This window comes from Delftia sp. JD2 (genome assembly GCF_001682645.1).
Lineage (GTDB): Bacteria > Pseudomonadota > Gammaproteobacteria > Burkholderiales > Burkholderiaceae_C > Comamonas > Comamonas acidovorans.
In genome coordinates this window covers 1-20190 of record NZ_LFJT01000017.1, presented here as the reverse complement: position 1 = coordinate 20190, position 20190 = coordinate 1, and the positions used below count along the sequence as shown (strand labels likewise).

Sequence of the window (20190 nt, the reverse complement as noted above, 5' to 3'; positions counted from 1 at the left end):
CAGTATCTGCATGCGCAGCATTCCATCCCTCTCGACCGCTGGCGGCGCCAGCCCCAGGCAGCATTCACACCGTTTCGACGAAGGCAACCCGCTGGGCGAGCGCCGTGCCATGCTGGCTGCGGGGCTGACGGCGGCCATGATGGTCGGGGAGATCGCAGGCGGGTACGGATTCAACTCCATGGCGCTGCTGGCCGATGGCTGGCATATGGGATCGCACGCGCTGGCGCTGGGGCTCTCAGCTGGCGCCTATGCGGCCGCGCGCAGATTGGCGGGAGATACGCGCTTTGCCTTCGGCACCTGGAAGATCGAGGTGTTGGCCGGCTACACCAGCGCCATCTTGCTGCTGCTGGTGGCGGGCGGCATGGCCTGGCAGTCGGTGCAGCGCCTGTTCTCGCCCTCGCCCATCCACTACGAGCAGGCCCTGGGCGTGGCCGCGCTGGGCCTGCTGGTCAACCTGGTCTGCGCCTGGCTGCTGAAGGGCGGGCACGGGCATCACCATGGTCACGGTCACAACCACGGACATCACCACGGGCACGGCAGGCATGCGCACGGCGGCCACGCGGGCGACCGCCATCACGGCGACCACGGTGACCATGACGACCACGGCGATCTCAACCTGCGCTCGGCCTACCTGCATGTGCTGGCCGATGCCGCCACCTCGGTGATGGCCATCGCCGCCCTGTTCGGCGGCATGGCCTGGGGCCTGGGATGGCTGGACCCGGCCATGGGCCTGGCCGGCGCCGTGCTGGTGGCGGCATGGGCCCTGGGCCTGCTGCGCGACAGCAGCCGCGTGCTGCTGGACGCCGAGATGCACGCCCCCGTGGTCCGCGAGGTGCGTGAGGCCATCGCCCAGGCGCCGTTTGCCGCGCAGATCTCCGACCTGCATGTCTGGCGCGTGGGCAAGGCGCGCTACGCCTGCATCGTGGCGCTGGACGCGCCCGCAGGCGTGGACCCCGATGCCGTGCGCCAGCTGCTGGGCGTGCACGAGGAACTGGTCCACGTCACGGTGGAGGTCAACCGGCCGCAGCCGGCTGCGACACACTGAGCCTATTGCGCGCCGGCCACCGCAGCCTGGCGCGCACCGGGCTGCTTGAACAGCTTGAAGTACGGCGTGTTCGACGGATTCACCGGGATGTCGAACTTGCGCACCATGGCATAGGTCTGGATCTGGTCGTGCAGCGGCAGGTAGATCAGCTCCTTTTGCACCGTGCTCCAGATGGAGTGGATGGTGGCATCGCGCTTGCGCGCATCGCCCTCGGAGGCCAGGGAGACGATCTGGCTGTCCAGCTCGGCATTGCTGTAGCGCGTGGCATTGGTGTTGCCCCGGCCGTTCTTGCCGCGCGTGTGCACCAGGTAGTCGAAGACATAGGCCGAGTCATAGGTGGGCACGCCCCAGCCGTAGAGGTAGAAATCCGTTTCCTGGTTGTTGATGGCCGCCGTCTGGATGGCCAGCGGCCGGGACGACACGGCGGTCTTCACGCCGATGCGGCCCAAAAAGCCGGCGATGGCCTGGCAGATGGCCTCGTCGTTCAGGTAGCGGTCGTTGGTGCAATGCAGGGTGATGCCGAAGCCGTTGGGATAGCCGGCCTCGGCCAGCAGTTTCCTGGCCTGGACAAGGTCGGCCTTGCCCACGGCGCCAAAGGATTTCTCGTAGCCGTGCACAAAGGGCGGCGCAATGATGTTGGTGGGCACGGACAGGCCGCGCATCACGGCGCGCTGTATGGCCTGCCGGTCGATGGCCAGCTGGAAGGCCTGGCGCACGCGCAGGTCGGCCAGCGGGTTCTTGTCCTTCACATCGGAATGCGACAGCGGGGCGGCGCCCACGTTCAGGCCCAGGAAGATGGTGCGGTTCTCGGCGGCCTGGTTGATGCGAAAGCGCGGGTCGGCGCTCAGGCGCGCAATGTCCTGGATGGGCAGGTCCTGCACGAAGTCCACCTCGCCCGACAGCAGCGCCGCCACGCGCGTGGCCTGGGACTTGATGGGCAGGTAGACCAGTTCGTCGATTTCCAGCGGGAACAGCCCCTTGCCCCAGTAGCCGGGAAACTGCCGCAGCACGGTGCGCGTGTCCTGCTCGCGCGAGGCGATGACGTAGGGCCCCGTGCCGTTGGCGTTGCGCGTGGCGTAGTTCTCTTCCTTGGCCAGCGCGTTCTGCGGCTGCTCGGCACCATGGGTCTTGGCCCAGGCGGCGCTCAGGATCTGGATGTTGATGAGGCTGGCCGGCAGCAGCGGGTTGGGCCCGTTGGTCCTGATGTGCACGGTGAAGGCATCGACCTTGGTCACGTCGGTGATCGAGGTCAGCAGCGAGCGCATGTCCGAGGTGGCCGAGCGCGCACGGCGCAGCGAGAACAGCACGTCGTCGGCCGTGAACAGGCTGCCGTCATGGAACTTCACGCCCTTGCGCAGCTTGAACTCCCAGACCGAGGGGTCGGCAGTCAGCGCCCAGGACGTGGCCAGGGTGGGCAGCAGCTTGCCATCGGCCGTGCGGATGATCAGCGGCTCGTAGATCTGGTGCAGCAGGTTGTGGTTGGGGCCGTTGTTCAGCGCATGCGGGTCCAGCGTGGATGCGTCGGTGGAGCGCGCCCAGCGCAGGGTTTCGGCCTGGGCGGGCGGTGCGCACAGCAGGGCTGCGGCCAGGGCGGGAAGCAGTGCGGAAGTTCGCAGGGTGCGCAAGTGGGTGCGCAGCAGGGAAAGGCGAGGCAGGAAGCGTCTTTGGGTCATGAAGTGTCCTGGCAGCCGGAACAAGATCGCAGGAAGGCGGCGGCGGGTGCCGCGCCGGCTGCACCAGACGGCCGATTGTGTGGAGCCACCAGCCCGCCGCAAAGCCCGATTGCGCCTATGCAAATGCGCTGCGCGCAGATGCAAAGCGCTGCGACAGCAGGGCGTACAGCGCGCGCAGGCCCTGGGCCTCGCCGCCCCTGGGCCGGCCGGGGCGCTCCTCCAGATTCCAGGCGAACAGGTCCAGGTGCAGCCAGGGCAGCTCGGGCGGCACGAAGCTCTCCAGGAACAGCGCAGCCGTGATGGCGCCGCCCTGTGGCGTGCTGGCGGCGTTGAGCAGGTCGGCCTGGTCGGAACGGAGCATGCGGCGGTACGGGGCCCACAGGGGCAGGCGCCACAGCGGGTCGGCCTGCGCGCGGCCCTGGGTCAGCAGGGCCTCGGCCCAGCCGTCATGGTTGCTGAACAGCGCGGGCAGGTCCGGCCCCAGCGCCGTGCGCGCAGCGCCCGTAAGCGTGGCCAGGTCGATCAGCAGCGCGGGCGGCGTGGGCGCGCTGCAAATGGCGTGGTGCAGCGCATCGGCCAGCAGGAGCCGGCCTTCGGCATCGGTGTTCTCGATCTCCACGCGCCGGCCGTCTCCGGCCTCGATGATGTCGCCGGGCCGCAGCGCACCGGCACCCACGGCATTCTCCACCGCAGGCACCAGCAGCTTCAGGTGGATGGGCAGGCCCGCCTGCATCAGCAGATCGGCCAGGGCCAGGGCGTGCGCGGCGCCGCCCATGTCCTTCTTCATCCAGCGCATGCCTGCGGCGGGCTTGAGGTCCAGCCCGCCGGAGTCAAAGCACACGCCCTTGCCGATGAGCACCACATGGGGCAGCGCGGCATCGCCCCAGGTCAGCTCGGCCACGCGCGGTGTCTGGGCCGCTGCCCGACCCACGGCGTGCACCAGGGCAAAGCCTGCGGCAGGCAGTTCGTCGCCCACCCATTGCCGGTAGCGCGCTCCATGGCGCGCGGCCAGGTCGGACACGGCCTGGGCCAGCTGTTCGGGACCCAGCTGGTTGGCAGGCAGGTTGACCAGCCGCCGCACCTCGCCAATGGCTGCGGCCATTGGCGCAACAGCGGCCTGCTCATCGGGGCTTGCCACCAACCGAGCGAGTGATAGAGCGAGTGATGGAACGGTTGCCGCATCCGACTGCCGCGCCTGGCGGGTCGATGGCAACGCGCCCAATGCCCAGCCCAGGAGCAGATGCGGCCTCTGAGCCTCATCCGCATCGGTGAGCGTGTAGGTGCCGGGCGGCAGCGCAGCCGGCAGGCCGGCCAGCTGCCACAGCGGCTGATCCGGGTCCACGCCGACCAGCACGCCAGCGAGGGCAGTGCCATCGCCCTGCCCTTCCCTCTGCACTTCAGCCTGCATGCCGGGCAACAGCAGCATGCGGCCCGGCTGCGCATCAAAGCCTGCGGCGCGCGCCCATCGGGCCTGGGCCGGGGGCAGTTGCTCCAGCACGGCCGCCAGCGTGGCGGGCGTGGCACGGTGCAACGCCGTGGCGGGTTGGGATGAAATGGCAAAGGCGCCGGGACGGGAATCGGAATGGACAGTTGTGATGGGGCTGGACATGGCGTGGTCAAAGCGCGCCAGCCTAAAGGCCAGCCCGGCTATCGCAAACAAGCCTGCCGCATATGGATATGCGCATCTGGCGCTTTCCCGATACAGCCGCGCGCGATGCCCTGCTGACGGGCATCAAGGCCAGCGGCTGGTACGGCTACTTCGACCATGTGAACGCGGCCAGCGGCACGGGTGGCCTGGAAAGCCATCAGAAGGCGCTGGCCGAGGCCTGAGGCGGACGAGCGATGGGTGCTGGATGGGTGCTGTATGGGTGATGCCACACCGGCGCTACGGCTGAATCGGGCACCCCAGACGCTTGAGCGTCTCGTCGATCCATGGCGCGCTGTAGGTACCGGCAGCGATGTCGGCCACCATCTTGGCCTCAACGACCTGCTTTCCGTGTGCTGCATCCAGCAGGGCCTGCGCCTGCGCATGCGGTACGCACAGCAAGCCATCGTCATCGCCAATCATGAGGTCACCGGGCTCGATCACCATGCCATCGATGGCAATAGGCACATTGATTTCGCCCGGGCCGTCCTTGTAGGGTCCGCGGTGCGTGACGCCCGCGGCGAATACCGGGAAGCTGCCAGCACGAATCCATGCCGCATCCCGGATCGCGCCATTGATCACGATGCCGCCCAGCTGGCGACGCATGGCGTCTCCGACCATGATTTCTCCGATGAGTGCGTTGGTGAGGTCGCCCCCCGCATCCACCACGATCACGTCACCTGGGCTGGCCAGTTGAAGTGCCTTGTGGAGCATGAGGTTGTCGCCCGGGCGTGTCTTGATGGTCAACGCGGGGCCTGCCATGCGCCCGCCGCCGTGCATGGGGCGCAGCCGCGCGCCGCCAGCCGTCATGCGGGCCATGCAGTCGCTGACGTTGGCAACAGGCACGTCGAGATAGCGCCTGGCAATATCGAGGCTGACAGCGCGTTGCCGCTTCAGAATTTGAAGACCGATCATGGTGTGGTTCTCAGAGTGGATGGGATGAAAGCCGTGCCGCTCAATCGAGCGTGGTGCCAGAGCTCTTGACGATGGGTGCCAGGCGTGCGCGGTCGCTGGCGTAGAGCCTGGCCATGTCCTGCGGTGTGCCGGTGATGAGTTCGGCGCCGGAGTCGGCGATCTTCCTGGCCGTGTCGGGTGCGTTCACCACCTTGTTGATGGCTTCGTTGAGCTGCTTGACGATGGCGTCGGAGGTGCCGGCCGGGGCCATCACGCCCCACACGCTGGCCAGCTCCACGCCCTTGATGCCGGATTCGGTGTAGGTCGGCACGTCGGGCAGCAGCTTGGAGCGGCTCGCGGTGGTCACGCCGATGGCGCGCACCTTGCCCGACTGGATGTGCGACAGCAGCGTGGGGACGGAGCCCATGTACATGTCGATGCGCCCGCCCAGCAGGTCGGGCATGGCCTGCGCCATGCCGCGAAACGGCACGTGGGTGAACTTCACATTCGAGCTTTTCTGCCAGGCCTCGCTGATGAGGTGCGAAATGGTGCCGGTGCCCGGCGTGGCAAAGCTCAGGCGCCCGGGGTCCTTCTTCGCCGCCTGGACGATGTCGTCCAGGGACTTGTACGGCGAATCGGCATTCACCACGAGCACGGCCGGGCCGGCTGCGACCAGGGCCACGGCGCGCAGGTCCTTGTCGGGGTTGTAGGTGAGCTTGGAGTACAGCAGCGGGTTGAGAACCACGTTGTCGGTCTGCGCCATCACCAGGGTCAGGCCGTCGGCGGGGGCCTTGGCCACCTGGTCCAGGGCCAGGTTGCCACCGGCACCGGGCTTGTTCTCCACCACGATGGCCCACCCATGGGCCTCGGTGAGCTTGGTGCCGACCAGCCGCGTGAGGTTGTCGGTGCCGCCACCGGCCGGAAAGGGCACGATGAACCTGATGGGCCGCTGCGGATAGGTGCCCTGGGCATGGGCCGGGGCCATGGCGGCAGCGGTCAGTGCCAGCAGGCCGGCGAGGGCCAGGCGGCGTCGGGTCGGGGTCGTCATTGCGGATGTCTCCTTTGGTGGTGTCGGTTGGCGCAGGGGTACGTTGATCAGGCTTGGCTGGCGAGCACGTGGCTGCCCAGCCAATCGATGGCCTCGTCGGTGGAGGTGCCGGTGAACGGCTGCGCCGCATGCGCCCGGGCCGTGGCGGCGAACAGCGCCTCGACGGCGGGCGAGGCGATGGGCGACAGGCCGTTGCGGGCCATCTGCTGCCGGGCCTCGGCCACCTCGTTGCGGCGGCGTGCGGAATGCGGGATGTGCGTGCGCACCATGGACTCCATCAGCGTGCGCAGCGGTGTCTCGTCGATGTCCTGCAGCACGGCATGCAGCTGCTCGCGCAGGCCCATCTGCTGGGCCGTCACCAGGCACTCCACGGCCAGCGCCTCGGTCCCCTTGGTGTAGATGCTGCGCAGGAGCTTGAGCGCGGCGGCATCGCCCGGCTGTCCGCCCACCACGCGAACGCAGCCGCCAAAGGGCAAGAACAATTCCTGTACAAAACCGGCCTTGCCACCGGCCACGAGCAGCGGCGTCTTCCTGCCGCCCAGGTTGACCGCGCCGGTGATGGCCACGTCCACGAAGTGCACCGCCCTGCCCTGGGCGACGCGCCGGGCCAGCTCGCCGCATTCGCGCATCTCCTGCGGGTCGGCCGTGGTCATGTCCACATAGACCACGCCATCGCGCAGATGGGGCAGGCAGGCCTCGAACAGGCTGCGCGCCACGGTGCCGAACACGGCGCTCACCACCACGTCGGCCTCGGCCAGCCAGGCACCGGGCGCGGTATGCACCTGCGCACCAGCGGCCTGCACGGCGTCGGCCACCGCAGCGTTGGGCTGCAGGTCGCACAGGCCCACCAGGCTGTGCCCCTGCTCCACAAAGGCCTGCATGTAGCAGGCGCCGACCATTCCACCACCCAGTATTGCGAACTTCATAAAAGTACAAATTTAAAACATTGAGCGCAGTCTATGGAGTGCACCTCCGATCTATCCATAGAGATTTCCCGTAGAACTGCGAATATTTGTACTTGTTTTGTATTTTTTCGAATGAAGCGCAGCGCAGCGAGCCCCTCCGTCGTCACCTAGAATCGGCGCACCATCCCCACCCACCTGGTGCAAACACAGTGCAAAACGTGAAAGACAAGGCGTACGAGGTTCTGCGGCAGCGGCTCATCGGCGGCCACTACCGACCCGGCGAACAGCTCAAGGAGGAGCCCATTGCCCGCGACCTGGGACTGAGCCGCACGCCGGTGCGCAATGCGCTGCACCGCCTGGTGGAAGATGGCCTGGCCACCGATGGCGCGGGCCAGGGTATCCGCGTGTCGGAGTGGAGCGATTGGGATGTGGAGGAGACCTTCCAGCTGCGCATGCTGCTGGAGCCGTACGCCTCGTTCCTCGCGGCCACGCGCGGCGGCGAGGGGCTGGCCGATGAGCTGGAGGCCAGCAACCAGCGCATGGAGGCCGGCATTGCCGCTGGCCACGACGGCATTGGCGAGGTGCAGTCAGCCAACCGGGATTTTCACCACGCGCTGATCGAGGCATCGGGCTCGCCGCGCCTCAAGACCATGCTGGCGACGATGATCGACATGCCGATCATCAAGCGGTCGTTCTACATCTACACGCCCGAAGAGCTGGTGCAAAGCCTGCACCACCACTGCGACCTGGTGATCGCCATACGTGCCAGGGATGGAGAGCTGGCACGCCAGGTGATGCAGCTGCACCTGCGCATGTCCTACCACCGGTTCATGAAGCATCGGGGGGAATACCGCGCGGATGCATGAACAGTGTCATGACCGGGGCTGAACCCTTTGCGCTGACCGCAACCGGTACAGCCACGGCAGCCAGACAAAGGCGATAAGGACCAGCACAACGCCTGCCAGCGCCATGGGCAACACCATCGGCCAGGCACCGTGGCGCATCGTCGGATCGACAAATTGCGCCGCCAGCTGGCCGGCGCAGAAGGCCACGCACATGATCGCGAAGCCCGAACACGACACGGCCCGCCCGGCCAGCTGCGGCGGCAGGCCACCCACCGCGCCCGCCTGGCCGCAAGGCTGGTGCAGGCCATGGCCCAGCGCATACACCGCGTGCCCCAGCAGCAGTGGAACGGGCGAGGCCGGCGCCAGCACGCAGCCGGCGATCTGGATGCACGGCCCCAGCAGACTGAGCGAAGCGCCCAGCTGCACCGTGCGCACCGGCCCGTGGCGCGACAGCAGGCGCCGGCACCATGTGATGCCCAGGATGTAGACCAGCGAGCCGCCCGCTGGAATCCAGCCGTAGAGCACGGGCGACAGGCCGAACAGGTCGACGTACACCATCGGCGACAGCAGCAAAAAGCAGAAGATGCCGCCGTAGGTGGCTGCGGCCAGTGCCGTCCAGGCGCAAAAGCCGGGGTCGGCGATCACCTGGCGCACACCGCCAGCGGATACGGATACGGATACGGATACGGATACGGATACGGGTACGGATGCGAGGACCGGGGAAGACTCCGCTGGCGCTTGCCGCGTCTCGCTGAAAGTGCGCCAGCACAGTGCCAGCAAAGCCAGCGAGTAGACGCCCATCGCCACCAGCACCCAGCGCCAGCCGGTGGCCTGGACTCCCCATGCACCGGCAATCGGCGCCACCAGGGCCACCAGCCCCAGGCCCATCAGGCCGCGGGCCATGATGCGCGGCCCTTCATGGGCCGGATACAGGTCGCGCACCGCAGCCCGTGCGCACACCAGGATGGCAGCCATGGCCGCGCCCTGCACGGCGCGCCAGGCCACCAGTGCGTCCGCGCTGCCCGCCAGCGCGCAGCCTGCCGCCGCTGCCGTGTAGCAGGCCAAACCCGTCAGCAGAACGGGCCGGCGCCCGAAGCGGTCGGCCAGCGGCCCGCACACCAGCTGGGCGACACCGAAGGCCAGCATGAACACGGTCAGGCTGCTGCTGGCCGAGCCCAGGTCGCGCGCGATCTCGGGCAACGCCGGCAGATAGCCATCGGTGGCGACCGGCTGCGCGGCCAGCAGCAGCGGCAGCAGCAGGAGGAAGGAAACGGAGCGGCGCGGGCCGGGATCGGCGAAGTTCATCTCAATGAAGCCTGGTCACGGCATGCAGCGCGTCGAGCGAGGGAGTTCGAAGGACGATACATGGCCAGTTGCGCGCCATGCATCCTATGCGACGGCGGACAGTACGGCCCGCAGGCCCAGCAGATAGCTTTCCGCGCCGAAGCCGCAGATCTGGCCCCGGGCGATGTCGGCAAACACCGAGTGGTGGCGAAAGGGCTCGCGCGCATGGATGTTGCTCATGTGGATCTCCACCACGGGCACGGTGAGCATGGCCAGCGCGTCGCGGATGCCGTAGCTGTAGTGCGTCCAGGCGCCGGCGTTGATGAGCACGCCATCGACGCCGTCCCGAAAGCCCTGGTGGATGCGATCGCACATGGCGCCTTCGCAATTGGTCTGGAAGCTGTCCACCTCGCAGCCCAGCTGGCTGCCCAGGCTGCGCAGCGAGGCGTCGATCTCGGCCAGCGTGACCGTGCCGTATTGGGCAGGGTCGCGCTGGCCGAACATGTTGTGGTTGATGCCGTGCAGCATCAGGATCTTTTTCATGGTGGCTCCGTGGCTCGATGTCATGGATGGAGGATGCGCGCCGGTGGTGTTCGGGTCACGCCGTGGTGTCGATGGCGGCGCCCATGCGGGCAGCCTCTGCAATGGCCTCGGTGATCTGCAGGTTGCGCAGGCCATCGTGCACGCTGACCAGGGGCTGCGCCAGGCCGCGCGCCACCTGCGCGAAATGCGCCATCTGGCGCACCAGCGGGTCTTCGCGCTCCACGGCGGCCACATCCAGGTCGAAGGGCTCATTCCAGGAGCGCTGCCCGGCCGATGCATAGGTCTTCAGCCGCATGCTCGGTATGGCCAGCGAGCCGAAGGTGCCCGCCACCAGGTAGCAGTCTTCGTCCTCATAGCTGGCATAGGCCTTGTTCTCCTGCGAGGTCTGCTCCCAGCTGCGCGCGCTGGCGGCCGTGTCCGAAAGCACAAAGCTGCCCAGCGCACCGCTGGCAAAGCGCAGGTTGATGGCCACCGTGTCTTCCACGGCAAAACCGCGCGTGGCATGCGAGGCGAAGGCCTGCACGGCCACGATGTCGCCGCACAGCATGCGCAGGTTGTGGACCTCGTGGATCATGTTGAGCAGGATGGGGCCGCCCCCGGCCTCGCGGCGCCAGGGGCCTTCCTCGAAATAGGCGTCCGGCTTGTAGAACAGGGCCGCGCCGGTCACGGCCACCAGGCGGCCCAGCCGCCCCTGGGCAATGAGGGCCGCGGCCCGCGCCATGATCGGGCTGTGGGCGCGGTGGTGGCCCACCAGCACGCGGGCGCCGCTGCGCTCGGCCAGCGCGGCCAGGCGCTGTGCCTCGGCCACGGTGGAGGTGACGGGCTTTTCCAGCAGGATGGGCAGGCGCGCATGCATGCACTGCGCCGCCTGCGGGGCATGCAGGCGGTTGGGCGTGGCCAGCACCACGGCGTCGGGCCGGTCATGGGCGATCAGCTCGCCCAGGTCGCGCCACAGCGGCACTCCGGCCCTTTGGGCAAGCTCCCGGGCTGCGGGCGCCGGGTCCACGATGGCGGACAGACGGCAGTCCGCCTGGGCCCCGATGGCGGCGATATGGGCCTGGCCGATCGCGCCGGCGCCGGCCACGGCAATGCGAAGCGGGTGCAGCTGTGCCATGGCATGCCCCCTCAGAAGCGGTGCAGCACGCCCAGCTGCACGCCCTTGATGGTGCGGCCGTTGACGTCGTCGGCCGATGTGAAGTTGGGCTTCATGCCGCCCGAGGCCGCCAGCCTAAAGCCCGCATTGCGGTCGTTCTTCAACTGCTCGGCCACCGCGTAGAGCATGGTGCGCTTGGACAGGTCGTAGTAGGCCGCGACCGCGCCGCCCGATGCGCCGCGCCCGCTGTCCGAGCCATCCTGTATGCGGCCCCACAGCGCGCCCACGCGCAGCTGCGGCGTCACGCGGTAGTCGGCCGACAGCTGCCAGACGCGGTAGAAGCGCCGCACATCGGCATTCGTGCCCGCCACCAGCCCGCCCACATTGCCCAGCACCGTGCCCGTGTTGTTGCCCGCCGAGCCCGCCGTGCTGTTGTTGGACCGCACAAAGGCCAGCTGGACCTTGCCCTTGCCGTAGTCGTAGTTGGCGTAGAGGTTGTCGTAGCGGACCGCGTCGGTATAGGCCGCGCTCTGCGGCGCACGCGCATACAGCCCCGCATAGCCCACGCGGTAGGGGCCGTGCAGGTAGTCCAGGCCCAGCTGGTAGATGGCCTGGCGCGCTGGAGCACCGGTCTCGGCCATGGCGTAGTGGGCCTCGAACAGGACACCGGCCATGCGCGGCGAGGTGTAGGAGATGTCGTTGTCGAAGCGCGAGGGCACGCCGAAGTTGTTGACCATCGATCCCAACGTGCGCGAGGTGAAGTCGATGTAGTCGCCGCGCCCGAAGATCACGGTGTTCTGCCGTCCCAGCCGCACCTCGCCCCAGCCGCCGCCCAGGCCCACCCAGCTTTGGCGGTCGAAGCCGCGCGTGCTGTCGGCCTGCGTGCCGTTGTCGGCGTTGATGCCCATCTCCAGCTGGAACTTCGCGTACAGGCCGCCACCCAGGTCTTCCTGTCCGCGAAAGCCCAGGCGGCTGCGCAGCAGGGCACCGTCCTCCAGCGTGGTCATGGATGCGCCCGAGCTGCTGCGCATGTGGTTGATGTACTGGTCCACGCTGCCGTAGATGGTGACCGAGGACTGGGCGTGGGCGCCCGCGCCCCAGGCGCCCAGCACGGTGGCGAGGGCCAGGATGCGAAGGGCCCCGCGCTGCGGCACTCGCGGTGTCTGGTGCATTTGCTGTTGCATGGTCTTGTCTCCTTCTCTGTGAAAAATGCTTTTTCGGGCGTGGCTGCGCCCTGCCCTGGACGCATTCAGGGCCGGTTGTCTGTCGGCTGGATCAGTAGGAGATGTGGGCGGTGGCGCGCAGCTCGTCGGGCGTGGCGCTGCCGAAGCCGAAGAATTCGAGGTAGGCGGGAATCATCTCGAACAGCATGTCCGTGCCCACCTGGAAGTCGCAGCCCTTGTCGCGCACGGCGCGCAGCAGGGGCGTGAACTCGGACTTCATCACCACCTCGCCCACAAAGGTGGTGGGCGCAATGCGCTGCACATCGAACGGCAGCGGGTCATCGTCCTTCATGCCCAGCGGCGTGGCGTTGACGACCACGTCAAAGCCCTGCGGGTCCCTGGAGCCCGTGCCCACCTTCATCCTCGGGTAGTAGGCAGCGAGCCGCCCGGCCAGGGCCTGCGCGCTCTCGTCCCGCGTGTCGAACAGCATCAGCTCGCCCACGCCGGCCGCCGCCAGCGAGGCGGCAATCGCCGAGCCCACGCCACCCGCCCCGGAAATCAGCACCCGCGCGCCCTGCAGCTGCCGCCCCTTGCGCAGCACGCCGCGCACAAAGCCTGCGCCGTCGAACTGGTCGCCCAGCAGCGAGCCGTCCTCGCGCCGCAGCACGGCATTGCAGGCGCCTGCAATGTGCACGGCAGGCGTGACCTCGTGCACCAGGTCCACCACGGACACCTTGTGCGGCATGGTGATCAGCGCGCCGCGCAGGTTGGTGAAACGCATGATGGCCGCGAAGTCCGGCGCGAAATGCGCCGCCTTCACGCCCATGGGCACGACGCAGGCGTCTATGCCCCGGCCGTCGAACCATGGGTTGTAGATCATGGGCGACTTGAAGGTCTCGGTCGGGTCGCCGATGTGCGCGATGAGGGTGGTTTTTCCGGAAATCATTCCCTGGGCTTTCGGATGCTTGGGTTGGCGGAATGTGGCGTGTGCAATTCAACGGCCGGACTGGGCCAGGGCCTGGGTGCGCAGGCGCTCGTACTCGGCGGGGTCCACAGGCTGCGCACCGGCCTCGCCCAGATCCTCCATGCGCACGCGGTAGGTCTCGCGGGCGCTCCAGGCGGCCAGCGCTGCGACCACGGTGATGCCGAAGGCGATCAGCCCCACCGTCAGCCAGATGTTCTGGGATCCCGGAGGCGCCACGGCCGTGAACAGCGCGGGCAGCATGGCGGTGATGGCCGTGCCCACGTTCTGCGAGATGGCCATGGCCGAGACGCGTGTGCGGGTCGGGAACAGCTCGGGGTAGAAGCTGGGGAACACCGCGTTGTAGCCCTGGTAGACCACGCCCCACATCAGGATGGACATGGCGAAGGCCAGCGGCATGTTGCGCGTGCTGATGGCGTAGAGGTAGCCGATGGCCAGCAGCCCGGACAGCAGCGCGCCGAAGATGATGGGCGGGCGCCGGCCGATGCGGTCGGACAGGTTGCCCACCATGGGGATCACCAGCACCGCGACGATGTTGCCCACCACGGGAATCCACAGGTACATGTCCTTGGCGAAGCCGATGCCGTAGGCGGGCTGCACCGCGTAGGCCGCGCCGAAGATGGTGGCCACCACGGGGATCACGTTCATCAGCGCCATGCAGACCACGCGCAGCATGTCGGGCGAATGGTGGCGGAAGGCCTCGACCACGGGCGAACGCGGACGCGCCTCGCTGCGGCCTGCTGCCGTGAAGGCCGGGGTTTCGTTGACCTCGCGGCGGATGATCCAGCCCGCGATGATGACGACGAAGCTCAGGATGAAGGGAATGCGCCAGCCCCAGCTGTTGAACTGCTCGGTGGGCATGTAGTGCGCCAGCGGCAGGAACACGGCCGCTGCCAGGATCTGGCCGGCCTGCACGCCCTGCAGCGTGAAGCTGGCGAAGAAGCCGCGCCGCCCGAACGGGGCATGCTCCAGGATCATGGAGCTGGCGCCCGAGATCTCGCCGGCCACCGCAAAGCCCTGGATCAGCCGCATCAGCACCAGCAGCGCCGGTGCCCACAGGCCGACCTGGTCGTAGGTGGGCAGCAGCCCCACGGCGATGGTGGAAAAGCCCATCAGGAACATGCACCACACCAGCACCTGCTTGCGCCCGTGCGTATCGCCCAGGTGGCCCAGCACGAAGGCGCCGATGGGCCGCGCCACATAGCCCACGCCATAGGTGGCCAGCGAGGCGATGATGGCAATCGCCGGATCACCCTGCGGAAAGAAGATCTGCGGAAAGATCAGCGCCGCAGCCGTGGCGTAGATGAAGAAATCGTAGTACTCCAGGGCCGAGCCTATCCAGCCGCTGGTGGCGGCCTTCCTGGGTTGGTGCTGCGTTGACTGCGTATGTACCGGTGTTGCGCTCATGTGTTGTCTCTTCCGGGCAAAAGATCCCCGCTGCGGCACGTGATGGATGCTTGCGGCCAGGCCAGCGGGATGTAAAAAATGTAGTTCCCGCCTATGGATCTGCCCAAGCCAATTTCCAGGGGCATGTGCGCTGATCGCACCGCGCTGTTCGATAATCGCACGCACCCAGGGTTAATACGGAAAAATCAAAACCGTCATGACAACACCTTCCACCCTCGCCCAGCGCGACTGGATTGCCGGACTGGAACGCGGCGTATCGATCATCGAAGCCTTTGACGACGCCCACCCGCGCATGACGGCCGCCGAGGCCGGCCAGCGCACGGGCATGACGCGCACCGCCGCGCGGCGCTACCTGCTGACGCTGCAGCACATGGGCTACGTGGCGGGGGACGGCAAGCTGTTCTGGCTCACGCCGCGCGTGCTGCGGCTGGGGCAGTCGTACCTGGAGTCGGCGCGGCTGCCGCGCATCGTCCAGCCGTTTCTGCAGCGCGTGGCGGCCGGCACCCATGAAACCGCCTACCTGGCGGTGCTGGACGACGACGAGGTGGTCTACATCGCGCGCAACGGCCCCAACCGCAACATGAACACCGGCTACGTGCTGGGCGCGCGCGTGCCGGCCCAGGTCACGGCGGCCGGCATGCTGATGCTGTCCATGCGCAGCGACGCCGAGCTGGAGCACTGGCTGGACAACCGCGCGCTGACGGTCTTCACCTCGCACACCATCACCTGCCCCGCCGAAATGCGCCGCGAGCTGGCCCTGATCCGCACCCAGGACTGGGCGCTGTGCGAGCAGCAGCTCAACCTGGACTCGCGCGGCATTGCCGTGCCGCTGCGCGACCGCCACGGCGCGCTGGCCGGCGCCCTCAACATCACCATGCCCATGGGCCGCGAAACCGGCAAGGACGCCGTGGCGCGCGTGCTGCCCATGCTGCGCGAGACGGCGCAGGCGATGAGGGATCTGATCTGATGGTGAACAACATGGCCATGGCGCAACTTCCTGACCTGGACATGCATGGCGGCGACGACCGTCTGCTGCAGCATCTGCAGGCACTGGAAGTGCGGCTGCACGATCCGCAGGTGCGCTCGGACGCAGGCCAGCTGCAGGCGCTGCTGCATGAAGACTTTCTGGAGTTCGGCCGATCGGGCGGCGTGCACGACCGGGCCGCCACCGTGGACAGCCTGGCAGCCGCCTTGCCAGCACAGGCCCCTGCCCGGCTGGTGTCAGGCGGCTTTGCCCTGACGCGCCTGGGGCCGGACAGCGCGCTGCTGACCTACCGCTCGGCCAGCGAGGCCGAGGATGGAACGGCCGGCAGGCATACGCTGCGCTCCTCGGTCTGGCTGCGCACGGCCCGGGGCTGGCAGATGCGCTTCCACCAGGGCACGCCCACGGCGCCATTCGACCTGGCCGCATCCATGCCATGAGCGGCCTGCGGCGTGTTCAGACGGTCTCGAACGCGTACTTTTCCGTATCCACCTCGCGTTGCGAGGCCACGGCATAGCGGTCGCCCTGGATGCGCTCGGGCTTGAAGAGGTCGTCCAGTTCGGCCAGCAGGGCCGCATCCAGGCGCACGGCGCCGCCGCGCAGGTCTTCGTGCAGGTGGTCCACGCTGGTGGTGCCCGGCAGGGCAATCACATGCTCGCCCTGGTGCAGCACCCAGGCGATGGCCAGCTCGGCCAGCGTGCAGTCGGCGCGCTCGGCAATGGACTGCATGGGCGCGAGCAGCTGCAGGTTCTTCGCATAGGCCTCGGGCGCGAAGCGCGGCATGGCGGCTCGGATATCGCCCTTGACCAGGCCCTCGACCTCCTGGAGCTTGCCCGTGAGGAAGGCGCGGCCCAGCGGGCTGAAGGCCACGTAGGCAATGCCCAGTTCCTTGCAGGCCTGCAGCGTGCCCAGCTCGGCATTGCGCGACCACAACGAATACTCGCTTTGCAGCGCGGCGATGGGGAAGGTGGCATGGGCGCGGCGCAGCGCGTCGGCGCCGATCTCGGACAGGCCCAGGGCGCGCACCTTGCCCTCTTCCACCAGGCGCGACATCTCGCCCACCGATTCCTCGATGGGCACGCGGCGGTCCCAGCGGTGCAGGTAGTAGAGGTCGATGACATCGGTGCCCAGGCGCTGCAGGCTGTCTTCGCAATTGCGGCGCAGGGTCCTGGGGTGGCCATCGATCACGCGGCGCACCACGCCGTCGTCGCCGCGCACGCCGGCCATGCCGCATTTGCTGGCCAGGGTGATGTGGTTGCGGTGGGACTTGAGCACGGGGCCGACCAGGGATTCGTTGGCGCCGAAGCCATACAGCGCCGCCGTGTCGAACAGCGTGACACCGGCGTCCAGCGCCGCATGCAGCACGGCCTTGCCCTGCTCGGGCGACGGCGGATGGCCATAGGCGTGGCTGAGGTTCATGCAGCCCAGGCCGACGGCGCTGACGGAGAAGGGACCCAGGTGGCGAGTGGACAGGTTGGTCATGGTTTTCTCACAGGGAAAAGAAGCAAGGGAGCGGCCAGCGCTCCCTTGCAATGTCGAAGGCCCATTTTGCCGTCAAACCGACGTGCCCCTCACGCCCGTGCGCGCCCAGGCCGGCAGCGGCACGGGCCGGTGCAGCACGTCGTCGTTGAGCCACAGGGCGCTGCGGCGCGCACGCTCGGCCACGGTGTCCAGCGGCAGTTGCTGGTAGTCGTCGTTGAAGACCTCGAAGCTGTAGTCGCCCCGGTAGCCCAGGCGGTCCAGGCGCAGCACCAGGTCGGCCAGGCGCTCGCTGTGCACGCCCTCGCCCGGGAACACGCGGAAGGTGCGCGCCGTGGCCATGCGCTCTTCGAAGGTGGGGGCGTCGTGCCACATGAAGTCGGACAGCTGCACCAGGAAGATCTTGTCGCGGTCGATCAGCTCCAGCGCGTCCAGCGGCGTCTTGGCGGCCAGGATATGGAAGGAGTCCAGCCCGATGCCCAGATTGGACGTGTCGGCACGGCAGACCACGTCCCAGCTGGTGGTGAACTCATTGACGGAGCGGCCCCAGGACAGGCCCTCGTAGGCGATCTTCACGCCCAGCGGAATGCCGAGCATGGCCAGCTTGCGCAGGTCGCGCGCAATCACGTCGAGATCGCCCGTGGCATGGCGCGAAGTGGACGAGCAGGCCAGCAGCACGGGGCTGCCGATCTCGGCGCACATCTCCAGCATGGATTTGGCGATGTCCACCTTGTAGTGGTGCAGGTGGTCGGACAGGCCCTCGAAGTCGCGCAGCACCTGAAAGCCCGTGGGCCGCAGGCCGCTGGCGCGCACGGCCGCCGCTGCCGCCTTGACGCCGCCCGGATGGCCGGCCAGGTCGCGCGCACTGAGCATGACCTGGGTGAAGCCCGCGCGCCGGATGGCGTCGAGCTTGGCCTCCAGCGAGCCATTCAGAGTGATGGTGTCCATGCCATAGCTGTCCAGCAAGCCCATGTTGCCCTCCAGGATCGTTGTGTGTATCGGCGGTTGAATCGGACGGCGGCGCGCCAGGCTTTGCGCTAGGCGTCGCGGTGCACAAGCTCGAACACCACGGTGCCCATGGCGTTGCGCGTGAGCGCGCCGCGGTCATCGGGGTGCAGGCGGCTCGATTCCACGAACTCCACGCCGCGCTGGCGCAGCGCCTGCACGGCGCCAGGCACGTCGGTGGTGCCCAGCCCGATGCGCTGCAGGCGCTCGGGCATGTCGTCCCACTCCAGGCCCGGATCGGGCTCGATGAGCTGCCACAGGAAGCGCTTGCAGGGGCTGCGCATGAGCTTGCCCTTGGGCAGGATGCCGAAGCGCTGCGCGTCGGGCAGCAGGTGGAAGTCGAACATGCGTTCGAAGTAGGTGATCCAGTCGGCGCTGCGGCCACGCCCTATGTACTGGACCACGCCGAAATAGCCCAGGCCGGCCAGCGCCGGTGGATGGGGATCGGCCCCGGCGATGGGCTTGAAATCGATGTCATAGATGGAGAACTCCTGCCATCGATCGACAAAGTAGAAGCGGCTGCCACCCGGGCCGTGGATGGCCGGGATGTGCAGCTCCATCGCCTGGGCCTGGCTGGGCGCCGCCCAGGCTCCCAGCTCGATGCAGCGCGTATGCGCCTGCAGGGCATCCTGCACGCGCAGCGCCACGGCCGAGATGACGGGCTGCCCGTCCGAGGCGGCATTGGCCAGCGCATCGGCAGCGCCCGCATTGACCACCAGGTTCATGTCCCCCTGCCGGTACAGCGTCACCTCGCGCGAGCGGTGCCGCGCCACGGGGCGAAAACCCAGCCCCTCCAGCACCTGGCCCAGGGCCTGGGGCTGGCTGGTCGTGTACTCGATGAACTCTATGCCGTCGATCCCGAGGCGATTGGACGCCTCGGGCACGTCTTCCCGGCTGCTGGAGGAGGAATCGGTCATTGCGGTACTCCGGATGGAAACATGGTGCGCTGCGACGGCTCGCCGGGCGGGTCAGGCCTGCAGTTGCTGCTCTAGATCATGGAGGACCTGATAGCAGGGCAGGACCTGGGCCACGCTGGAATTGGGCTCGCGGCCTTCGCGGATGGCGGCGAAGAACTCGCGGTCCTGCAGCTCGATGCCGTTCATGGAGACATCAACCTTGGAGACGTCGATCTTCTCTTCCTTGCCGTTGACGAGGTCGTCATAGCGCGCGATGTAGGTGCCGGTGTCGCCGATGTAGCGGAAGAAGGTGCCCAGCGGGCCGTCGTTGTTGAACGACAGGCTCAGCGTGCAGATGGCGCCATTGGCGGCCTTGAGCTGGATGCTCATGTCCATGGCAATGCCCAGCTCCGGATGGATGGGGCCTTGGACGGCATTGGCCTTCACGATGGGGCTGCCGGCCTGGTAGGCGAACAGGTCCACGGTGTGGGCAGCGTGGTGCCACAGCAGGTGATCGGTCCAGCTGCGGGCCTGGCCCAGCGCGTTCATGTTGGTGCGGCGGAAGAAGTAGGTCTGCACATCCATCTGCTGGATGTTGAACTCGCCGGCCGCGATCTTCTTGTGCACCCACTGGTGGCTGGGGTTGAAGCGGCGCGTGTGGCCGCACATGGCCACCAGGCCGGTCTGCTTTTGCAGATCGGCCACGGCCTGGGCGTCCTTGAGGCTGTCGGCCAGCGGGATCTCCACCTGCACATGCTTGCCGGCCTTCAGGCATTCGATGGCCTGGGCGGCATGCATCTGCGTGGGCGTGCACAGAATGACGGCGTCCACCTCGGGCAGGGCCAGGCTGTCGGCCAGCTCGGTGGTCACATGCTTGATGCCGTACTTGTCGGCCACTTCCTGGGTCTTGGCCAGCTCGCGGCCCACCAGGGAGACGACTTCAACGCCGTCGATGTTCTTGATGCCGTCCAGGTGCTTGATGCCGAAGGCACCGGCGCCCGCCAGGGCGACTTTGATGGTCTTGTTGCTCATATGAGTCTCCGTAGAGCCGCCTCAAGGAGGCGAAGGCCCCCTCGGGGGGCAGTGAATACACGCAGTGATGAACGTGGGGGCCTCAGCCGTTCTCCAGGATGAGATGTCCCACGGCCGTATTGGACGCGGGCACATGGTAGAAGCGGTGGTTGACCTTGGGCAGCGGCGCGGGGCCATCCACATCGGCCATGGCGCCGCGCGCGATCAGCCACATCACCAGCTCGATGCCTTCGGAGCCAGCCTCGCGCACGTAGTCGATATGCGGCATC

At 67.9% G+C, this 20190-nt stretch carries 19 protein-coding genes and 2 pseudogenes; 5 read left to right on the top strand and 16 right to left on the bottom strand.

Going from position 1 to position 20190, the window contains the following annotated elements; translation table 11 throughout:
• Positions 1-10 precede the first annotated feature (10 nt).
• Positions 11-1045: a CDF family Co(II)/Ni(II) efflux transporter DmeF gene (gene dmeF / locus ACM14_RS11490; RefSeq protein ID WP_065346204.1), complete on the top strand. Its 1035-nt coding sequence runs from the start codon at positions 11-13 to the stop codon at positions 1043-1045.
• 2 nt (positions 1046-1047) lie between these two features.
• Here the strand turns inward: dmeF and ACM14_RS11485 are convergent, their stop codons facing one another.
• Both ACM14_RS11485 and ACM14_RS11480 read right to left on the bottom strand, forming a co-directional pair.
• The gene (locus ACM14_RS11485) at positions 1048-2718 is read right to left on the bottom strand and encodes an ABC transporter substrate-binding protein (protein WP_065346203.1); all 1671 of its coding nucleotides are present in this window, start codon (positions 2716-2718) and stop codon (positions 1048-1050) included.
• A 115-nt stretch (positions 2719-2833) separates the two neighbouring features.
• Positions 2834-4327 (bottom strand): M17 family metallopeptidase, encoded by a 1494-nt coding sequence (locus ACM14_RS11480; protein WP_065346202.1) that lies wholly within the window; start codon positions 4325-4327, stop codon positions 2834-2836.
• A gap of 68 nt (positions 4328-4395) precedes the next feature.
• On the opposite strand from ACM14_RS11480, the pseudogene ACM14_RS32040 reads away from it, so the two are divergent.
• Positions 4396-4548 (top strand): annotated as a pseudogene (locus ACM14_RS32040) (DUF6616 family protein); the annotation flags it as partial.
• Positions 4549-4603: 55 nt separating this feature from the next.
• On the opposite strand, the gene ACM14_RS11475 reads toward ACM14_RS32040, so the two are convergent.
• The 3 genes from ACM14_RS11475 to ACM14_RS11465 are packed head-to-tail and all read right to left on the bottom strand — an operon-like array spanning position 4604 to position 7231.
• Entirely contained in the window at positions 4604-5278 is a 675-nt protein-coding gene (locus ACM14_RS11475; protein ID WP_065346201.1) for an RraA family protein, read from the bottom strand.
• Positions 5279-5318: 40 nt separating this feature from the next.
• Positions 5319-6305: a tripartite tricarboxylate transporter substrate binding protein gene (locus ACM14_RS11470; RefSeq protein ID WP_012206232.1), complete on the bottom strand. Its 987-nt coding sequence runs from the start codon at positions 6303-6305 to the stop codon at positions 5319-5321.
• 47 nt (positions 6306-6352) lie between these two features.
• Complete coding sequence (locus tag ACM14_RS11465) at positions 6353-7231, bottom strand: NAD(P)-dependent oxidoreductase (protein ID WP_084027353.1); 879 nt, start codon at positions 7229-7231, stop codon at positions 6353-6355.
• 188 nt (positions 7232-7419) lie between these two features.
• On the opposite strand from ACM14_RS11465, the gene ACM14_RS11460 reads away from it, so the two are divergent.
• Positions 7420-8076, top strand: a complete 657-nt coding sequence (locus ACM14_RS11460) for a GntR family transcriptional regulator (RefSeq protein ID WP_012206234.1) — start codon at positions 7420-7422, stop codon at positions 8074-8076.
• Positions 8077-8082: 6 nt separating this feature from the next.
• Here ACM14_RS11460 and ACM14_RS11455 read toward each other — a convergent pair whose 3' ends face one another.
• The 6 genes from ACM14_RS11455 to ACM14_RS11430 form a co-directional block, all read right to left on the bottom strand.
• Positions 8083-9360 (bottom strand): MFS transporter, encoded by a 1278-nt coding sequence (locus ACM14_RS11455; RefSeq protein ID WP_065346199.1) that lies wholly within the window; start codon positions 9358-9360, stop codon positions 8083-8085.
• An 84-nt stretch (positions 9361-9444) separates the two neighbouring features.
• Positions 9445-9882, bottom strand: a complete 438-nt coding sequence (aroQ, locus tag ACM14_RS11450; protein WP_065346198.1) for a type II 3-dehydroquinate dehydratase — start codon at positions 9880-9882, stop codon at positions 9445-9447.
• A 55-nt stretch (positions 9883-9937) separates the two neighbouring features.
• Entirely contained in the window at positions 9938-10996 is a 1059-nt protein-coding gene (locus tag ACM14_RS11445) for a Gfo/Idh/MocA family protein (RefSeq protein WP_063325662.1), read from the bottom strand.
• A gap of 11 nt (positions 10997-11007) precedes the next feature.
• Positions 11008-12159, bottom strand: a complete 1152-nt coding sequence (locus tag ACM14_RS11440; RefSeq protein ID WP_065346197.1) for a porin — start codon at positions 12157-12159, stop codon at positions 11008-11010.
• 91 nt (positions 12160-12250) lie between these two features.
• Positions 12251-13084: a shikimate dehydrogenase gene (locus tag ACM14_RS11435; RefSeq protein WP_065346196.1), complete on the bottom strand. Its 834-nt coding sequence runs from the start codon at positions 13082-13084 to the stop codon at positions 12251-12253.
• A 48-nt stretch (positions 13085-13132) separates the two neighbouring features.
• On the bottom strand, positions 13133-14527 hold the full coding sequence (locus ACM14_RS11430; RefSeq protein WP_065346195.1) for an MFS transporter: 1395 nt from the start codon (positions 14525-14527) through the stop codon (positions 13133-13135).
• 196 nt (positions 14528-14723) lie between these two features.
• On the opposite strand from ACM14_RS11430, the gene ACM14_RS11425 reads away from it, so the two are divergent.
• Together ACM14_RS11425 and ACM14_RS11420 are read left to right on the top strand one after the other, a co-directional pair.
• Positions 14724-15494 carry an IclR family transcriptional regulator C-terminal domain-containing protein gene (locus ACM14_RS11425; RefSeq protein ID WP_012206241.1) on the top strand — a complete coding sequence of 257 codons (771 nt, stop codon included), beginning with the start codon at positions 14724-14726 and terminating at the stop codon, positions 15492-15494.
• Between the two features lie 17 nt (positions 15495-15511).
• Complete coding sequence (locus ACM14_RS11420) at positions 15512-15949, top strand: DUF4440 domain-containing protein (RefSeq protein ID WP_254662033.1); 438 nt, start codon at positions 15512-15514, stop codon at positions 15947-15949.
• 16 nt (positions 15950-15965) lie between these two features.
• Here the strand turns inward: ACM14_RS11420 and ACM14_RS11415 are convergent, their stop codons facing one another.
• The 5 genes and pseudogenes from ACM14_RS11415 to ACM14_RS11395 form a co-directional block, all read right to left on the bottom strand.
• A complete protein-coding gene (locus ACM14_RS11415) occupies positions 15966-16991 on the bottom strand; it encodes an aldo/keto reductase (RefSeq protein ID WP_065346193.1) in 1026 nt (341 codons plus the stop codon).
• 72 nt (positions 16992-17063) lie between these two features.
• Positions 17064-17960, bottom strand: coding sequence for a sugar phosphate isomerase/epimerase (locus tag ACM14_RS11410; RefSeq protein ID WP_065346192.1), 897 nt, complete (start codon positions 17958-17960; stop codon positions 17064-17066).
• Positions 17961-18025: 65 nt separating this feature from the next.
• On the bottom strand, positions 18026-18910 hold the full coding sequence (locus tag ACM14_RS11405; RefSeq protein WP_012206245.1) for a 4-hydroxyphenylpyruvate dioxygenase: 885 nt from the start codon (positions 18908-18910) through the stop codon (positions 18026-18028).
• 51 nt (positions 18911-18961) lie between these two features.
• Complete coding sequence (locus ACM14_RS11400) at positions 18962-19921, bottom strand: Gfo/Idh/MocA family oxidoreductase (protein WP_012206246.1); 960 nt, start codon at positions 19919-19921, stop codon at positions 18962-18964.
• An 82-nt stretch (positions 19922-20003) separates the two neighbouring features.
• A pseudogene (locus ACM14_RS11395) lies at positions 20004-20190 on the bottom strand (protocatechuate 3,4-dioxygenase); the annotation flags it as partial.